A 16,046-nucleotide genomic window follows, 5' to 3' on the forward strand; every position below is an offset into this window, starting at 1 on the left:
ATTCCCTCATTCCCTCATTCCCTCATTTACTCATACCTCATTCCCTTGCTTTTTCCCCACCGACCCTTTACAACACCCCTATTATGGTAATTACTGCTTACCAGTTACTAATTACCAATAACTAATTACAACCAAAGGTCGTATTCCTATGGCGGAGAAATTCAATGGCTAAAGAACACCCGAAAGATAATGCTCAATGTAAAAGCGATGAGCACACTAAGCATCTGTGTTATTTCGTATCGTATGGCTATCATATAAATGATGAGCAGGACTACAAGGGATTAGTCGACGAGCCCAAATTTAAGTGTTATTTCTGCGGCCGTACCGCTCACTCTGCTGAAAGTCTCTGCAAACCCATGGATTTGTAATTTACCTGTTTAGCCCCTCGAAGCGAAGCGTGCATCGCCAGAACGCTTCGAAGATAACTTCTCCACACAAGCTTAGTTCGAGAGAGTATATCTGTTGCCTTTTCCCATCGTTTTGATATCCCCTTGCCAAGTACTGTTCCCTAAAAATATTTATTTAACAATTCCCCAATTAACTATTTAACTAATCACTAATTAACCAATTAGCCCCAATCTCGAAAACTCCGAGCCAATTGACAAAAGTCTTAATTGTCAATTGCAAGTGCCTCGCCAGCATGCGTTTGGTGACGCATCCTTGGCCGTAGCTTAGTGCGAGAGAGTTAATGTTTTTGGTGTTCAACAACCAACGCTTTTGATGGATTTCTTCCCGCCCGCGGGAACACTCAATCTGAATCTTCTATCTCTTTTAGCATTGTTTCATTTGCCATGACGTGCAAAAGAATTTTGGCTAACCCCTTCATTATGTAGGACGTCATTTTAGTTGGGTCGTAGTATAATTTCTCATCAGTATATTTATCTTCATTGGTTTCCTGGGTTTTTTTTAGCTTCTGTTGCAATTCGTAAAACAACACCAATGATATCAAGTACACCGATATTTTATATGTTCGCTGGACAACCTCAATCCTTTTGCCGCCAAGCTTTTTTGCCCTGACGAACTTGTCGAGTTCTTGCGACTCCATATTGATTGCTACAGCATCAATTAAAGTTCCTTCTTCGCTTGACTCTTGGAGGTGACAAATGTCTAATTCGTTCCATCCATAGTCCGCCCAGCAACCATAATCCTGCTTTTTCTCTCTATAGACATCTATAATTGTTGGTAATGAGTATTCTTTTTTCTTTTCGACGTCTTTTTGAGTTGAGTTACTATGCGGCTTATCAACAACTACTTCGGCAATTAAGTGATGTGGGCCGTCAGGAGAGCTCATTTCAATATCTATAGGCACTCGCGCACCAACAGGTAACGGTTTTTTCGGCTTTACCCTCAACCTAATTGAACCTTCGTTAGGTCCAACAACATTGACATCTATGCTATCTTCATAATTGGGACCAGGACCAGGGTTTGGACCAGGACCAATACCCGAATGAGATCTCAAAATTCTTATTTTTAGTTCTCCCTTATCATGAGGGCGCATTAAATATTCGTTTTCTACGTCAGTTTCGATATTTATCTTGCATTCGCCGTTCTGAGGTAGCATTTTGTATTTGCCCTGTTGCAGATTTGTAAACCTAAAAATTGTGGGATATCTTTTTCCTGCAAATTTTTCCCGTTTGGCCTCAATGTGTTTTTTCACTTTGGTTAATTCGTTGCCGATTATCCCCCCTTTGAAACCCAAAAGTTTTTCTATTTCCTTATCATCTTTCAACAACCTACCGACTATGTTTTTCAAAAAACTTTCGTCCTTAGGATTCTTGAATATCAGTTCTTTTCTCCATTCTTCATCAAGGTCTGTGAGGTATTCATTATCTTTGAGTTCTTTAATAATATTATCAACCAGATTTCTATATTGGGCTATATTTCGCATTTGTGATCGTGAGGACATAAATATATCTTCGTGGAGTTCCCTTGGCATGTCCGAACAATCGATATTTATCAGTATATGTCCTTTTAAATATGCCTTTTTCAATTCCTGACTTATAAAACTGTTATTTATTGAATGTTGCACCTGTCCGTTTACAGAAAAAGTCAATGCCATATCTCGTACAAATTCCCTCGTTGAAACGTCTCGATTAAAAACAAATACTTCCCCTGGATATTTGACTCCATCTGATTCTATATTTATTGGGAATTTGTTTTCAACGTTTTCGCGATCATCAAGAAAACAACGCATTCTGTTGCCATGCATCACTTTTGTAGGAGTTCTTCCTCTCTCGTAACGTCCCTTTTCATATCTCTTTTCAAATAACAAGATAGGGAGAGCAGGTTTATAAAGATATCTGTTAAGTTCTCGCCACAAATCAAGTGTTATATCTGAAGGGCTTGTTAAACCATAATTATAAAGCTTAATATAGGTTCCGTATTCAAACTTTTTCCCAAATAATCCAAGTTCTAGAGGCCTGCTATCAAATTCAAAGATCTTGCCGTTTTCATCGATGCAATATTCATACCAAGAACATTTTACGTGCTCTTCTGATCCTCTGTTACGTCTTACTAAAGTAAAACCATATTTATTATTTTCGTTAATTGGCCAACCTTTTCGTGATATTATAAGTTGATATCTATTGTCTCCGCAAAATGGTAGTGTTGCCGTCCCTCCCATATTATATTTACCCTGAACAAAGAAAACGTCACTCTTATTTTTTTTATTCAGCGAAACAAAAGTATTAGGAAAATCCTGTGGATTCTGCCCTTCACCGGAATCCTCAATTATCATATTGGGCTTATCAAGAGGGCCTTCCGCGATGACCTGAATATTTGATGCTAAATCCCTTCTTTGAGAATCTTTCATATCTAGGTACTTCGCGTCGTTAAGATCAAAATATCTTTCCAATGCTTCATCGATAGATTGGGCGGAAGAAGGTGATTTTGGGTCATCACCTTTCATTATGCATTTTTTAATAAGAAGTGCGTCGATTGAATTTGTAATTTTTTCTATAAGAGAAGGAACCGCTTCAGGATGTTGGCCAGTAATAGTGCCTATATTATTGGCCACATCACCATAGTGCTTCCAACCTTCTTGCCTTGCTAAAGTTGGATGATTTTTTATTATCGCTGAAACCTCCTGTTCGGATTCAGCTAATGCTAATTTCATACAAAGTTCTTTTGGGTTCATTACAGGATTCCTCTCCTTTTCAAAATTCGATTATCTACTCGCCAGCTCAGTCCACATTGTTTTTGCCTTTTCCGCAACATCTGGTGGGATATTGTACCCATCCCGCCCATCTTGGCTGATTAGATTCCATTCCCTAAGAGCTGCCAAAACTACGTAAACTTGGTATGCTGGCATAGAATCTTCCGTTGTCGCGTTTATTTTATTTATTACCGCCTCGGCCATAAAAGGCCCACTTCCTTCCTTTGCCAGTGCAGACATCGTGTTTACTATTGTGTCAACCGCCGCTCTCGGAACTTTGTGTTCGTATTCCTTTTTTTGTTTTCTTGACCATCCTATTCTATATAGTGAACCGTTCCGTATCTCGATTCTTGGCAATCCTTCCGGCTTGTTTCGTCTTGAAACTTTCTTTTGTTTCTTTCTGCTTGCAGACCCTTCTTTTGTTTCTAACGGTTTTGAAGATTTAATTCCATTCCCCGAAATTCGTTCGCACAATTCTTTTATATTTACGGCAACGGTGCGGCCTATATCAACATCACGGTACTCACCAGCACGAGCTGCTTCCGCAATTGCTTCTCTCAAATCTTCCTCTGCTTTTCTCAGTATGTCTAATATCTTCATTTGACTTGCTCCTTAATAATGGCTCTATTATATTTTCTATAATATAATAGAGCAGAATTGCTTTGTCAAGTGTTTTTTTGTTATATTTTACAAAAATTTGAGAAATTTTCCCTTCATGCCCCCTACCCCAAAAAACCTCTGCGTCAAAAAAATCTGTGTAAATCCGTGAAATCTGTGGCTAATTAAAAATCAATCAAATGCGCAGGGGGGTAAAAAATTGCCTACCATTTTCAACCATTTTCCGCACACTTTGTCTCACTTTTGCGCGCGTTTTTACCAATTTTTAGCAATTTCTACCACGTTACACCCACCAAAAACCACCAACTTGCGCGTTTGATGCTACCCCAAATTCCCCATTTTGCTTATTTTACCAGCAACGGCTGGCTAAAACGACCCCATTTTTGACTAAAAACTCGACATTAAAAACTCAAAACTAATGCTTCCCGGAATTGTTATTTTCCCCAATATAGTTCGGCACGAGTTCTTTTATTTTTTTAGTTATGTCGTTGTAACCGCCTGTCTTAGCGATAGTTACAAGCTCATTTATGCCGGCGCGAAGCTTTTCGCGGTCTTTGATGATATTCTTCCAGATAGCGATTTTCGGATGGCTTGTCGGCTGCATATCCTCGCCTACAATCGTAAGCTCCTCGAAAAGCTTTTCCCCCGGCCGGACGCCGGTAAATTTTATTTCTATATCCTCTTCCGGACTAAATCCGCTAAGGGTAATAAGCTCTTTCGCCAAATCGACGATTTTTACGGGTTCGCCCATATCGAGGACGAAGATTTCGCCGCCTTTACCCATTGTAGCGGCCTGTAGGACGAGTTGGCTGGCTTCTGGTATGGTCATAAAGTAGCGTTTCATATCAGGATGCGTAACGGTTACGGGGCCGCCTTCTGCGATTTGTTTTTTGAAGATTGGCACAACCGAGCCTTCGGAGTCGAGGACGTTTCCGAAGCGGACGGTTACGAACTGCGTTTTGCTTGTTTTGGCCAAGTCCTGGACGTACATTTCAGCGATTCGCTTTGATGAGCCCATTATGCTGGTCGGGTTGACGGCCTTGTCGGTGCTAATCATTACGAAATTAGTGCTGCTGTGGCTGTCCGCGGCGTTAGCGACGGTCTGTGTGCCAACGATGTTGTTCTTGATGGCTTCGCCGGGGTTAAGCTCCATCAACGGGACGTGTTTATGGGCCGCGGCGTGAATAACGACTTCGGGTTTATATTTGTCGAAAATCTCGTTGACGCGGATTTTGTCGGTGATGTCGCAGATGATAGCTTTTATCTGGAGGTCTGGGAAACGGAACCGCAGCTCGCGTTCTATGTAGAAGAGGGGGTTTTCGGCCTGCTCGACGAGCAGAAGCAGCTTCGGGCCGAAGTTAGAGACCTGCCTGCACATTTCGGAGCCGATAGAGCCGCCCGCGCCGCTGACGAAAATAACCTTGTTTTTCAGAAAGGTTTCTATGGATTTAAGGTCGAGCTCGACAGCCTCTCTGCCCAGAAGATCGTTTATTTCCACGTCTCTGATTTGTGAGACTTTGAGCTTGCCGGAGACGATGTCGGAGTAAGCCGGCACGGTGTGGAAACGGATTTTAATACCTTCGCACACCTGAACGACTCGTCTTCGCTGACGGTGGGATGCCGAGGGCATAGCGATTGCAATTTCTTCGATGTTATGGTCTTTGCATATCTTAGGCAGCTCTTCCACTGTTCCGAGTACGGGCATGCCGAGGATAAACGTGTCTTGTTTGTGAGGGTCATCATCGATGAAGCCAATTACCTCATATTCGGCGACCTGTTTTTTATGGATGTCGCCTAATAATGTTACGCCGGTGTTTCCTGCGCCGACGATAAGAAGGCGTTTGAGCCGGCCGCTTTCGACGGTGCGAAACTCCTCGTGGTATAGTCTTATCAGCAATCGCAAGCCGGCCAGCAGCAAAAACGTAGTGAACAGGTCGGCCATGAATACACTTTGCCCGACGAAGGTTACGTTCTGCAGTTTTTGACGGATCGGAGTCGGGGCAAAAAGCAATATGGTCCAGAGCGCCACGATTATCAAAGTGCTTACCAGTGAGGCCCGCAGAATCCCAATAAGGTCTGAAATTCCGACGTATCGCCACCAGCCGCGATATTGCTTGAAAAATCCGAATACCATCAACTTGATAATGATAAAGAAAAATAGCAAAGGAGGATACTGGTATATAAGCCATTCGCGTCTTAATTGCATATTGTTTGCCACCAAAAAGGCAAGCATCAAAGAGATGGCGAAGGCAACTATATGAGCGAATATAATCAGGAATTTGCGATAGCGCATAACTGTTGGGAGCATCGATAGTTCTGATGTGTTTTTATTTTTCAGCTCTGAATTTTCGTTCGAGTCAGGCATATTTTACCGGTACCATAGTATTTACATACGACTTTTTGCAACCTTAACTTTAACAAGAACTTAAGCATGTGTCAAGAGATTGTCGCTGTGCAGCTGGATGCATAAGAAACCCTCCACAGGCGGGTAAACATCGTCCAGTCTTTCGTTCCGCTATTGGTCTGAATCTGACGGCTCATGCTGCGTTTTTGACCTGGGCTGCACCTGTGATTTTTCAGGCTCGAATTCGGCAGCGATGGACTCTGTCTTGGCCTCAGCGGCAGAGGTGTAAATGTCCTGCAGGGCGGTATTGTCGACTCTGTTGCGCATAAGTGCGTAGATTATGGTATTGGCGGAAAAATAAAAACTTATTACGAAAGAAACTAATAAGCCGACAACAACCAACAGGGCTAAATAAATCAGAAATATCGCCAGCGATTCCGACCAGTTAGCTGTTACCCAGCCCGGTGCGCCTCGCAAACACATAAAGCTCGGCTCCGGCCAGATTGCGGTAAGTTTGTTGACCCTGTGACTGCTGTTGTCTGCCCAGATGAAAAGCTGCAAAAACCAGCGAGTAACCCAGAGCAGCAAAAAGGTAAGGAACCGAACGAATATGTAACAAACCGCGCCGTAAACAGCGGCTATCGCAGTATAAAAGCCCATCCGCCACGGCTTTGAATATACATAACTGAAAGAACGGCTTATAGCATCAAGGCAGTCCGAGCCGTCATAGACAATAGCAGGGAACATCAGGTTAAATCCGGCAACCGTTCCTATCAGAACAATTGTTATCAACGTTCCTGCAATCAAAGCCGGCAGCATAAAAACGCCTAATATCAACTCGCCGATTCTTGGGATGTTGCCTATCAGTCCTAAAAGAAAAATAAAAAGGCCTATACAAATAATCGTGCCGACCGGTGCCAAAGGTACGGTGAAGAAGCTCATGAATCTTTTTGTGCTGAAGCGCAGCGCCTCGGTTATGCCGGGTTTTTCATTCCCGGCAAATTGCAGAGCTGCGATTCGACATAGACCGCCGCCCCCGAGAGAAATCACAGCAAATGTTATTGCGAGAAATGGGATGCTGTAAAAGTAATGATACCTGATCGCCCACATTAGCGCTTTGAAACCATCTATGATATTTTTCGCCACGCCGGGGAGGTCGAATGCGAATAGCGACTGCAATGCGCCGTGAAATTTTTCAGAGCCGAACCGCCAAAGCGTGGAAAATACGCCGGTGTGCCCGCCGCATATCTTGTAATATTCAATATGTAACTTTACTTTATCCGGGTTGGTTATATAAACTTGCAACTCTGTAATTCCACCTTGTGCTTTTGGTGTGGTGACAACCGTTTTGCTTAAGTCCATGATCCAGCCGCTCAGGCATATAATGACCAGCGCCGCAAAAGCAATTATCAGTTTGCTTGGCTGAATAGCTATACGGAAAGTTTGGAATATTTTTGGAAATAAAAAGTTGTCAAAAAATTTAGGGGCTCCTTTTTCATTGCCCATTTTGTGTCCTTTCGAAAGGATTACTATTGTTCTGTGCACAAGAATTATAAGTTATTATCGGCCGGTTTCAACGGATTTTATGACAATTTGTTTTTGAGTGTCGATGTTTACCGCCTGCCGGCGGAGGTGTCCGTGGGCGTATCGGAGGATTTTGTTACTATTCTGTATTTGTCATCCAGCCAGGCGCCCAAATCTATTAACTTACAGCGCTGTGAGCAGAAAGGAAAGAAGGCTGCCTCTTCGGATTGTTTTTCAAGTGATACTTTGACCGGTTTTTTGCAGGTTGGACATCTGTGTTTCATATTAAGATATCGAAATGGTGTCTGTCATTCCGGTTTTTTCGCATTGCCCTGTTCCATCTTCCTGGCATATTCAACGCAGTATCTCGCCCACGGTTCGGCTTCAAGCCGGGCTTTTTGTATTTGCCTGCCGGTGCCTTCGCAGAGGCCGTAAACACCCAGTTCGATGCGCTGCAGCGCATCGTCGATTTCTGTCAGCAGTTTTCTTTCGCTATCCATTAAGCCCAGGGTGAATTCCTGCTCATAGTTGTCGGAGCCGATATCAGCCATGTGGATTGGCATGCTCGATAAATCTCCGGCCGCATCCCCCCGGGATTTCTTGAGGGTTTCATCTTCCATTTCATTTACGCTTGATAGAATCTCGCTGCGTTTTTCCATCAGCATTTGTTTAAAATGCTCAGTATCAGCGGCGGTCAGAGCATTTTCCTTTGCCTGAGGCGGGCTTATTTTTTCTCTAAATGTCTTTTTATGTTTCTGTGCCACTTGTTTTCATGCCTCAATCTTATCACTGACCTTTTCTTTGCATATTTGCGGAAAACACCATTATAACACATTAAAGTATCTAATATATAATATATAATATATTTACTCAGGAGGGTAACACAGAAAATATATAGTCGGCAAGTAGATTTGGTTCAGTTGCTGCTGCGGGATTTTGAAAATTTGCCTAAAGGGAGGAAAAAGTTTTCCTGCCCGACCTTACCGGCAAATGTCCTGACTCCGAAGACTCTTTCAATTTGCTGCTGGGAAAAAACATCCCTGGTTTTGCCGATAAGGTAGCTGCTGTCTGCTCCGAGAAGCAGAGCTTCGTCCGCATACTGGATTGTGAGGTTGATATCGTGTGTTACTGCCACGATTGTTTTGCCGTATTCCTGCTGCATTTTTTTGAGCAAATCGTATATGCCGACCTGATGTTTCATATCGAGAAAGCTTGTCGGCTCGTCCAGGAGCAGTATCGGCGTCTGCTGCGCCAGCGCCCGAGCGATGAAAACCCGCTGCCGTTCGCCGCCGCTGAGGTGATTAAGCGTTCGGTCAGCAAACCGTGCGGTGTCGGTCATCTCGAGCGCGTCGGTTACCGCCTGCCGGTCAGCTTTACTCTCGAAGGCAAACGTGCCTAAATACGGCGTTCTGGCCATCGACACAACCTGCAGCGCCGAAAATTCAAAGACGGGGACAAACTCCTGGCGGACAACCGCGATTTTTTTTGCTAAATGCCGGATTGAATATGATTGCAGCGTGGAATCGTCGATTTTTATTGTCCCGGCCGTCGGTTTGAGCAACCCTGAAAGCAGATTAAGCAGCGTTGTTTTGCCCGCGCCGTTCGGACCTGCTATCGAGAGAAAGCTGCCCTGGGCAAGTCGGAAGCTGATATTTTTTAATATCTCAGCCTGCACCTTATAAGTGAAACAGAGATTTTCAACTTCGATACTCATCTTTGATACCCTACTTTTTTACTGTATCGCGCCAATAGCAGCAGGAATACGGGGCCTCCGATTACGGCAGTTATGACGCCTACGGGAAACTGGGCCGGTGCGATTATCACGCGGGCAATCGTGTCACAGATGACTACAAAGGCCGCGCCGACAAATGCGCTTGCGGGCAACAGCTGGCGATGGTCAGGCCCCAAAACCAGGCGCACGGAGTGCGGAACAATCAGGCCGACAAAACCAACAAGGCCGCTTAACCCGACGGCAACAGCAGTGATAAATGAAGCCATCGCGAAGGCGGCGAAAGTGACCGCGCGTGGATTTACACCGAGCGATTGTGCCTCCTGCGTGCCGAACGTCAGGACGTTCAGCTTCTGGCAAATCGTGAATAATCCGAAGATACCGGCCACGATAAAAATTGCGCTGGCCAGCAAAGTCGGGAAATCCTTTTCGCCGATATTGCCCATAAGCCAGAAAATGATAGTGCGAAGCTGATAGCTGTCAATCAGCGAGGTCAGAAGCATTATCACCGCCGAGAAGAAAGCGTTTACGACTACGCCTGCCAGAAGCAGGCTGGTTATGCCCGAACCGCCCGCTAAATGCCCTATGAGCCAAACCAGCCAGCAGGTGGCCAGCGCAAACAAAAACGCAAAGACAGAGATAGAAGCGCCTGCCCCGAAAGCCCCCAATTTTAAACCTGCGGTTATACTTGCACCTGTCAGGACGGCGGTTATTACGCCAAGCGCGGCGCCGCTCGATATGCCGAGGATATACGGCTCAGCAAGCGGGTTTCGCAAAATCGCCTGAAGCACGACGCCGCTTGCCGCCAGGGCCGCCCCAACAAGCGCAGCGAGAATTATTCGCGGGATTCGAACCCTGACGTAAATATCATAATCGGTGTTCGCCCCCGGCGCGCTGCCCGGACCATTGAGAACGGAACCGAGAGAGATTTTCTGCGTTCCGATAAGCGAGCAGACAAACGCGACTATTACCAGCAAAGCCATACACAGGATTAGCCGGATTATCAAACGTGTTGGCGTAAGAGGCTGCGTCATTGGTTTCCTTTTTGTCTCAGGCATTGTGCTACGGTCTGCACACCATCCCCGACGCGGGGGCCCAGACGGAGCACCGTATCGGGGTTGATAACGTAAATTCTTTTATTCTTTACCGCGGGCAGATTGGCAAACCTGTTCCAGGATTTCTCCGCTGATTTCTGCTGTTTTGCCAAATCCTCTGTCCCCATCGCCGATTGAATTATCACTTCCGCGTTACAGCCGATGAGTTCCTCTGTTGATATCGAAGGATACTGGTCGCCGGTCGGCGCTATGGTGTTTCGGCCTCCTGCCAGCTCGATTATTTCGTTTACGAAGGTGTTCACGCCCGCTACCCGCACCGGCTCGGTCTGTATAACCCATAAAACCTTAACCTTTTGGAGCGAAGAGGATTCTTCCCGGATTTGGTCGAGCTGTTTCTTTAGACTATCGGCAAGCTGCTCGGCCTTTTCAGGACAGCCGGCGTCCTGACCAATCGAGCGAATCGCGGAGAAAAGCTCGTCGATTGATTCTATCCGTAATGCGAGAACGTTTAATCCTACCCTTTTGAGGGCCTGGGCGGCTTCATTTTGCTGAAGGAATGTCTCGCAGATAACCAAATCTGGTTTGGCGGCGATAATTACCTCGATGTTCGGCTGCCAGAATGTCCCCACCTTTGGTTTTGAATTTGCCTCCGCCGGCCAGTCACTGTCGCTTGAAACGCCGACTACCCTGTCGCCCAGGCCAAGCGAGAAAACAATTTCCGTCAGATTTGGTGAAAGCGACACAATTCTTTGGATGCTCGGCGATCGATGCTCGTTGCCGGATACTTGTTCGAGTACCAAGAATTGAGTATTGAGCATCAAAAACACAAAGGATACAGCTAAGATTGCCAGTCGTTTTTTCATATCAGGTTCGCTTGAATTGTTTTTCCAGTTCTGCCAGGGTAAATTTTATAATTGTCGGTCTGCCGTGGGGACAGCGGCTTAGTCTTTCGGTTTTTTCTTTATCCGCAAGCAGCTGTTCCATTTCGCTGCCAGTCAGTTTCGTGCCGGCCTTGACAGCCGCCTTGCACGCAACCATATTCAAAATCTCATCGAGTAATTTTTCCGCATCAAGGCCCACGCCTTTATCGGAGAGTAAATCGATTAAATCCTGAACAAAATCGAGAGGCGATGCTTTTGCCAGCAGGGTGGGAAATGCCTGTATAGCGAAGGTTCTGGGGCCGAACGGTGCAATCTCAATACCCAGCTTTTCGAGCAGTTCTGCATTGGCGTCAAGAGCGTCGGCCTGCGCATCGGTCAGCTGGAAACTTTCGGGTATCAGCAGTTTCTGTGATTCGAGGCTGCTTTTTTGTATTCGCCCGCACAAATCCTCATATATTATACGTTCGTGAAGCGCGTGCTGGTCAACGATGATAAATCCGTCATCGGCTTCTGCAACAATATAGCTGTCATGTATTTGTAAAAGTCCTTTTTGACTTTCAGTTATTTGCCTGGCAGGAGGATGGAGCGGTTCGAAGCGGTTTTTTGCCGGCAGGTCAAATTGCTGCTGCGTCTGGACAGCCCTGTGCTTTTTGAAAAATTCTGCCATTGCGTCAGCGATTTCCCGACTCCGGTAGCCTGATGGCGAAGGTCCTTCTCTTCGCGGGCTTTCTACGGACGGCAGTTTCGCCTGTGTTTGGAGATTTGTTCCTAAAAGTTTTTCCCGCAAAGCACCGAGGACCTGCGAATGAATCAAATTGGCATTATAAAAACGCACCTCAATCTTCGTAGGATGGACGTTGACATCGTAATTTTCGCAGGGCATCCGGATAAACAAAAAGACCACGGGAAATCTATCCTGCTCAATGCAGCCGCGATACGCCTCCTTGATTGCGTGCGAGATAAATTTGTCACGGATAAATCGGCCGTTCAGAAATACGTATTGGAATTTATTGTTCGTTCTTGAAATGCCGGGCTTACCCAGCAAAGCGGAAATGTGCAGGTCTTTTTCGCTGCTTTCGGCTTCAATTAAATTTTCACCAAATTCGGAAGAAAGCAGCTCGGCTATGCGCTGGCGAAGGTCTTGTTTGCCTGACAGCCGATAAAGCTCTTTGCCGTTGTGATTCAGAACCATATCAAGATTGCCGTTTGCCAATGCGATGCGCGTGAAATACTCAGTGATGTGTCCCATCTCTGTGTTGGCGGTTTTGAGAAATTTACGTCTGGCCGGCAGTTTGTAGAACAGATCCCTGACCTGGATTGTTGTGCCGTAATCCGCGTTGGCCGGGCTGATGCTGCCTTTATTTCCGCAGTCGATTTCAATGCAATTTCCAGAAGCGGAACCTTTTGTTCTGCTTATAGCTCTGACTTGTGCTACCGAGGCAATGCTTGCCAGGGCTTCACCTCTGAAGCCGAGCGTCGATATGCTCTGCAGGTCTTTACTGGTTTTGATTTTGCTTGTGGTATGCGATTCAAAAGCCGTTGCCAGGTCTTTGGCATCCATTCCGCAGCCGTTGTCGGTGACAGATATGAGTTTTCTGCCTCCATCTTCGATGGAGACAGTTATTTTTGTTGCGCCGGCATCGATGCTGTTTTCCATCAGTTCCTTGACCACGCTGGCAGGGCGTTCAATCACCTCGCCGGCCGCAATCATATTAATCATATTCTGGTCAAGAACGACGATTTGGGCCATTGTTTCTGATGCTCCTCCGAAGAGCAGCCGAGTATCGAGCGCGGGGTTTTGATGTTCCCTGTTCGATACTTATTATTCTATCAGGCTTTTGCCGGTCATTTCTTCGGGTATAGGTAATTCCATCATTTTCAGCAGTGTCGGCCCGACGTCGGCCAACCTGCCGTCTTGGCGTAATTTTCTCCCCTTATAGCGTTCATCGAACACAATCAGCGGCACGTTGCCGGTGGTGTGGCTGGTGAAAGGCTGATTAGTGTCAAAATCCCACATTTTTTCAAAGTTGCCGTGGTCGGCGGTAATTATTGCTGCGCCGCCCATACTCTTGACTTTGTCCAATATTTTGCCGACGCATTGGTCCACTGCCTCAGCAGCTTTGACTGCTGCTTCCAACACGCCGGTATGGCCGACCATATCCGGATTGGCAAAATTTATCACCATTACATCGTATTTATTCGAATCCAGTCTGTTTAGTATAACATCGGCGACCTCGAAAGCCGACATCTCAGGCTTCAGGTCATAAGTTCGCACACGCGGTGAAGGCACGATTTGCCTGTCTTCACCCTTAAAAGGATTTTTGGCGTAGTCGTTGAAGAAGAAGGTAACGTGGGCGTATTTTTCTGTTTCGGCACAGCGAAACTGCTTCAGACCCAGAGAACTCCAGTATGCCCCCAGGATATTTTTCATTTTCGGCGGTTTCGGAAATGCCACTGGTGCGGGTATTGTCGCATCGTATTCAGTCATACATACGAAATATATATTGGGTTTAGTGGTTCTCGGAAACTCTTTGAAGTTCGGCTCAACAAACGCCCGTGTAATTTCACGAGGTCTGTCACCGCGGAAATTGAAAAATATTACGCCGTCACCATCCTTGACAGTTGCTATCGGCTCATTGTCTTCGTTCACGATACAGGTCGGCTCAATAAATTCATCTGTTACTTTCTTTTCGTAGCTTTTGGCCACGGCTTCTGCTGCGCTGGTGGCTTTAAGGCCTTTGCCTATCCTCATACAATCGTATGCCTTTTGCACCCGCTCCCATCTGCTGTCGCGGTCCATCGCATAGAACCTTCCCATAACGGTCGCAATTTTGCCTGTGCCTATTTTCTGGGCTTGTTGTTCAATCTCAGCTATATAACCTGCGCCGCTGTCCGGCGGTGAATCCCGCCCATCGGTAAATGCGTGGATAAAGACATCTTTTATGTCATTTCTTTTTGCCAGTTCGAGCAGGCCGTATAGGTGGTCCAACAGCGAGTGCACGCCAATGTTACTGCAAAGTCCCATAACGTGCATCTTGCCGTTATTATCTTTTATAAACTTGATTAAATTCTGAAATTCTTGATTTTCAAAGAAGGACCCGTCGCGAATGGTTCTGCTTATTCTTACTGATTCCTGCGGGACTATTCTTCCTGCTCCGAGATTTTGATGCCCTACCTCGCTATTGCCCATAGTTCCGTCCGGCAGGCCTACGTCTTCACCGCTGGTATGAACGATGCAATTGGGGTATTCGGCCATCAGCATATCGTCAACGGGGGTATTAGCGCACTTAATAGCGTTATAAGCGTCTTCGGCGCTGTTTGGGTTATAGCCCCAGCCGTCGCGGATAATCAGCATGAATGGTTTGTTTTTCAAAACTGCTTTTGCCATAAGTAGCAACCTTTCAAAGTAATACGCCGGGGGCCTATAAGACAGCAAAAACGAAGTATTGCCTCATCTATATCTTTAGGGGCTAACCGGTTTTGCATCCTGCGATTTGTCGCAAAATAGGGTCCCGTTTGGATTAAGCGGATATGATATACCGCTGCGTTAAATATGTCAAACATTTAGCAAAAAACGCTCAAAGGGTGGCTGTTTTGTGACGATAAAAGCCTCTGGCAGCGGCAATTATTGTGTGTAATTAGGCCGTCAGTTTAGAACTATTTGTAGATGTTTTGGGATAACCACGGCAGTGTTATCCAGTGTCGGAAAGGAATAAACATCTATGTCTAATAATATGGATGTCCGCTTTATGATCAAGTCTTGTTTAGCGACTATGAGAATTCTCTGTGTATGTATAGTGGGTCTGTTGGCTTTTGGCGGTTGTGGGGGGCAGGAGCAGCGGTCGGTTGATTTATATGTCGATGCCGTAATGCTCAAAGAGCTTAACGAGAATGAAAAGGCTGTTGAAAAGCTCAACTCGGCGGTAGAACTAAACAAGAAATTTTCGCTGGCTTATTCCATGCTCGGCGATATTTACCAGGAGACGGAAGATTATGAAAGAAGCATTGCCTCTTACGAAAAAGCGATAGAGTTGAATCCCTGGTCATTCAAGGACTATTTCAATCTTGGGCAGGTTTACCAGACGATGGGAAAATCTTACCAGGCCGTTAGTGCATACTCTAAAGCTTGTGAGATTAAACCTGACCATCTGGAGGCGCATGTCAATGCCGCCAAATCTTACTATGAAATCAGAGACTACGACAATGCTTTGACTTACGGCCAGCGCGCCGAAAAAATTGACCCTAATGTAGTCGAAATTCAAAAGATGCTCAGCGGTATTTACGAATCGCAGGTAGATTATGAACGGGCCATTGCTTGCTATAAACGCATTCTGCAAATAGAGGGTGGCAACCCCGAGATTATGACTTCGTTGGCGGTCGCGTACCTGAAAACCAGGCGCATCGACATTGGGAAAGATTTGTTAACATCGGTGATACAAATCCAGCCTGATAACACCACCGCCTATAAATATCTTGGATTTTGTTACCTGGACCTTAAAGATGCGGACAAATCGATAGAAAGCTACAGCAAAGCGATTGAGATGAACGATAAGGATTGGGAGTCGTATCGGGGACTCGGAGTTGCTTACATGTTAAAAGGGAAAAATACAGATGGAACTGTAGATAATATACTGAAGACAAAAGCCATCCAGCAGTGGCGATTGTCTTTGGAAATTAGGCCCGACCAGCCGAATAGCAAAAAATTGCTTAAATTGATAGATTATTATTCGAAAAAATAAGA

13 protein-coding genes are annotated in these 16,046 nt (G+C 45.6%); 2 read left to right on the forward strand and 11 right to left on the reverse strand.

The features are described from left to right. Positions 1–164 precede the first annotated feature (164 nt). Complete coding sequence (locus PHG53_04560; GenBank protein ID MDD5380896.1) at positions 165–368, forward strand: hypothetical protein; 204 nt, start codon at positions 165–167, stop codon at positions 366–368. Positions 369–748: 380 nt separating this feature from the next. Here the strand turns inward: PHG53_04560 and PHG53_04565 are convergent, their stop codons facing one another. The 11 genes from PHG53_04565 to gpmI form a co-directional block, all read right to left on the reverse strand. Beyond that, positions 749–3,136, reverse strand: a complete 2,388-nt coding sequence (locus tag PHG53_04565) for a hypothetical protein (GenBank protein ID MDD5380897.1) — start codon at positions 3,134–3,136, stop codon at positions 749–751. 30 nt (positions 3,137–3,166) lie between these two features. Then, positions 3,167–3,754, reverse strand: a complete 588-nt coding sequence (locus PHG53_04570) for a hypothetical protein (protein MDD5380898.1) — start codon at positions 3,752–3,754, stop codon at positions 3,167–3,169. A 433-nt stretch (positions 3,755–4,187) separates the two neighbouring features. Then, the gene (locus PHG53_04575; protein MDD5380899.1) at positions 4,188–6,137 is read right to left on the reverse strand and encodes a nucleoside-diphosphate sugar epimerase/dehydratase; all 1,950 of its coding nucleotides are present in this window, start codon (positions 6,135–6,137) and stop codon (positions 4,188–4,190) included. 150 nt (positions 6,138–6,287) lie between these two features. After that, on the reverse strand, positions 6,288–7,622 hold the full coding sequence (locus PHG53_04580) for a hypothetical protein (GenBank protein ID MDD5380900.1): 1,335 nt from the start codon (positions 7,620–7,622) through the stop codon (positions 6,288–6,290). Between the two features lie 107 nt (positions 7,623–7,729). Continuing rightward, on the reverse strand, positions 7,730–7,924 hold the full coding sequence (locus PHG53_04585) for a DNA gyrase inhibitor YacG (GenBank protein MDD5380901.1): 195 nt from the start codon (positions 7,922–7,924) through the stop codon (positions 7,730–7,732). 24 nt (positions 7,925–7,948) lie between these two features. Next, positions 7,949–8,404 (reverse strand): TraR/DksA C4-type zinc finger protein, encoded by a 456-nt coding sequence (locus PHG53_04590; protein MDD5380902.1) that lies wholly within the window; start codon positions 8,402–8,404, stop codon positions 7,949–7,951. A 152-nt stretch (positions 8,405–8,556) separates the two neighbouring features. Then, positions 8,557–9,354: an ABC transporter ATP-binding protein gene (locus tag PHG53_04595; GenBank protein MDD5380903.1), complete on the reverse strand. Its 798-nt coding sequence runs from the start codon at positions 9,352–9,354 to the stop codon at positions 8,557–8,559. Continuing rightward, positions 9,351–10,403 (reverse strand): iron ABC transporter permease, encoded by a 1,053-nt coding sequence (locus PHG53_04600; protein ID MDD5380904.1) that lies wholly within the window; start codon positions 10,401–10,403, stop codon positions 9,351–9,353. The genes PHG53_04595 and PHG53_04600 overlap by 4 nt, the downstream gene beginning before the upstream one ends. Next, the gene (locus PHG53_04605) at positions 10,400–11,287 is read right to left on the reverse strand and encodes a cobalamin-binding protein (GenBank protein ID MDD5380905.1); all 888 of its coding nucleotides are present in this window, start codon (positions 11,285–11,287) and stop codon (positions 10,400–10,402) included. The genes PHG53_04600 and PHG53_04605 overlap by 4 nt, the downstream gene beginning before the upstream one ends. A 1-nt stretch (position 11,288) precedes the next feature. Next, positions 11,289–13,055, reverse strand: coding sequence for a DNA mismatch repair endonuclease MutL (gene mutL / locus PHG53_04610; GenBank protein ID MDD5380906.1), 1,767 nt, complete (start codon positions 13,053–13,055; stop codon positions 11,289–11,291). Between the two features lie 72 nt (positions 13,056–13,127). Continuing rightward, positions 13,128–14,678: a 2,3-bisphosphoglycerate-independent phosphoglycerate mutase gene (gene gpmI, locus PHG53_04615; protein MDD5380907.1), complete on the reverse strand. Its 1,551-nt coding sequence runs from the start codon at positions 14,676–14,678 to the stop codon at positions 13,128–13,130. A 349-nt stretch (positions 14,679–15,027) separates the two neighbouring features. Between gpmI and PHG53_04620 the strand changes: the two genes are divergently transcribed. Further along, the gene (locus tag PHG53_04620; protein ID MDD5380908.1) at positions 15,028–16,044 is read left to right on the forward strand and encodes a tetratricopeptide repeat protein; all 1,017 of its coding nucleotides are present in this window, start codon (positions 15,028–15,030) and stop codon (positions 16,042–16,044) included. The last annotated feature ends 2 nt before the right edge of the window (positions 16,045–16,046 follow it).

It is taken from the genome of Phycisphaerae bacterium, assembly GCA_028714855.1.
Lineage (GTDB): Bacteria > Planctomycetota > Phycisphaerae > Sedimentisphaerales > Anaerobacaceae > CAIYOL01.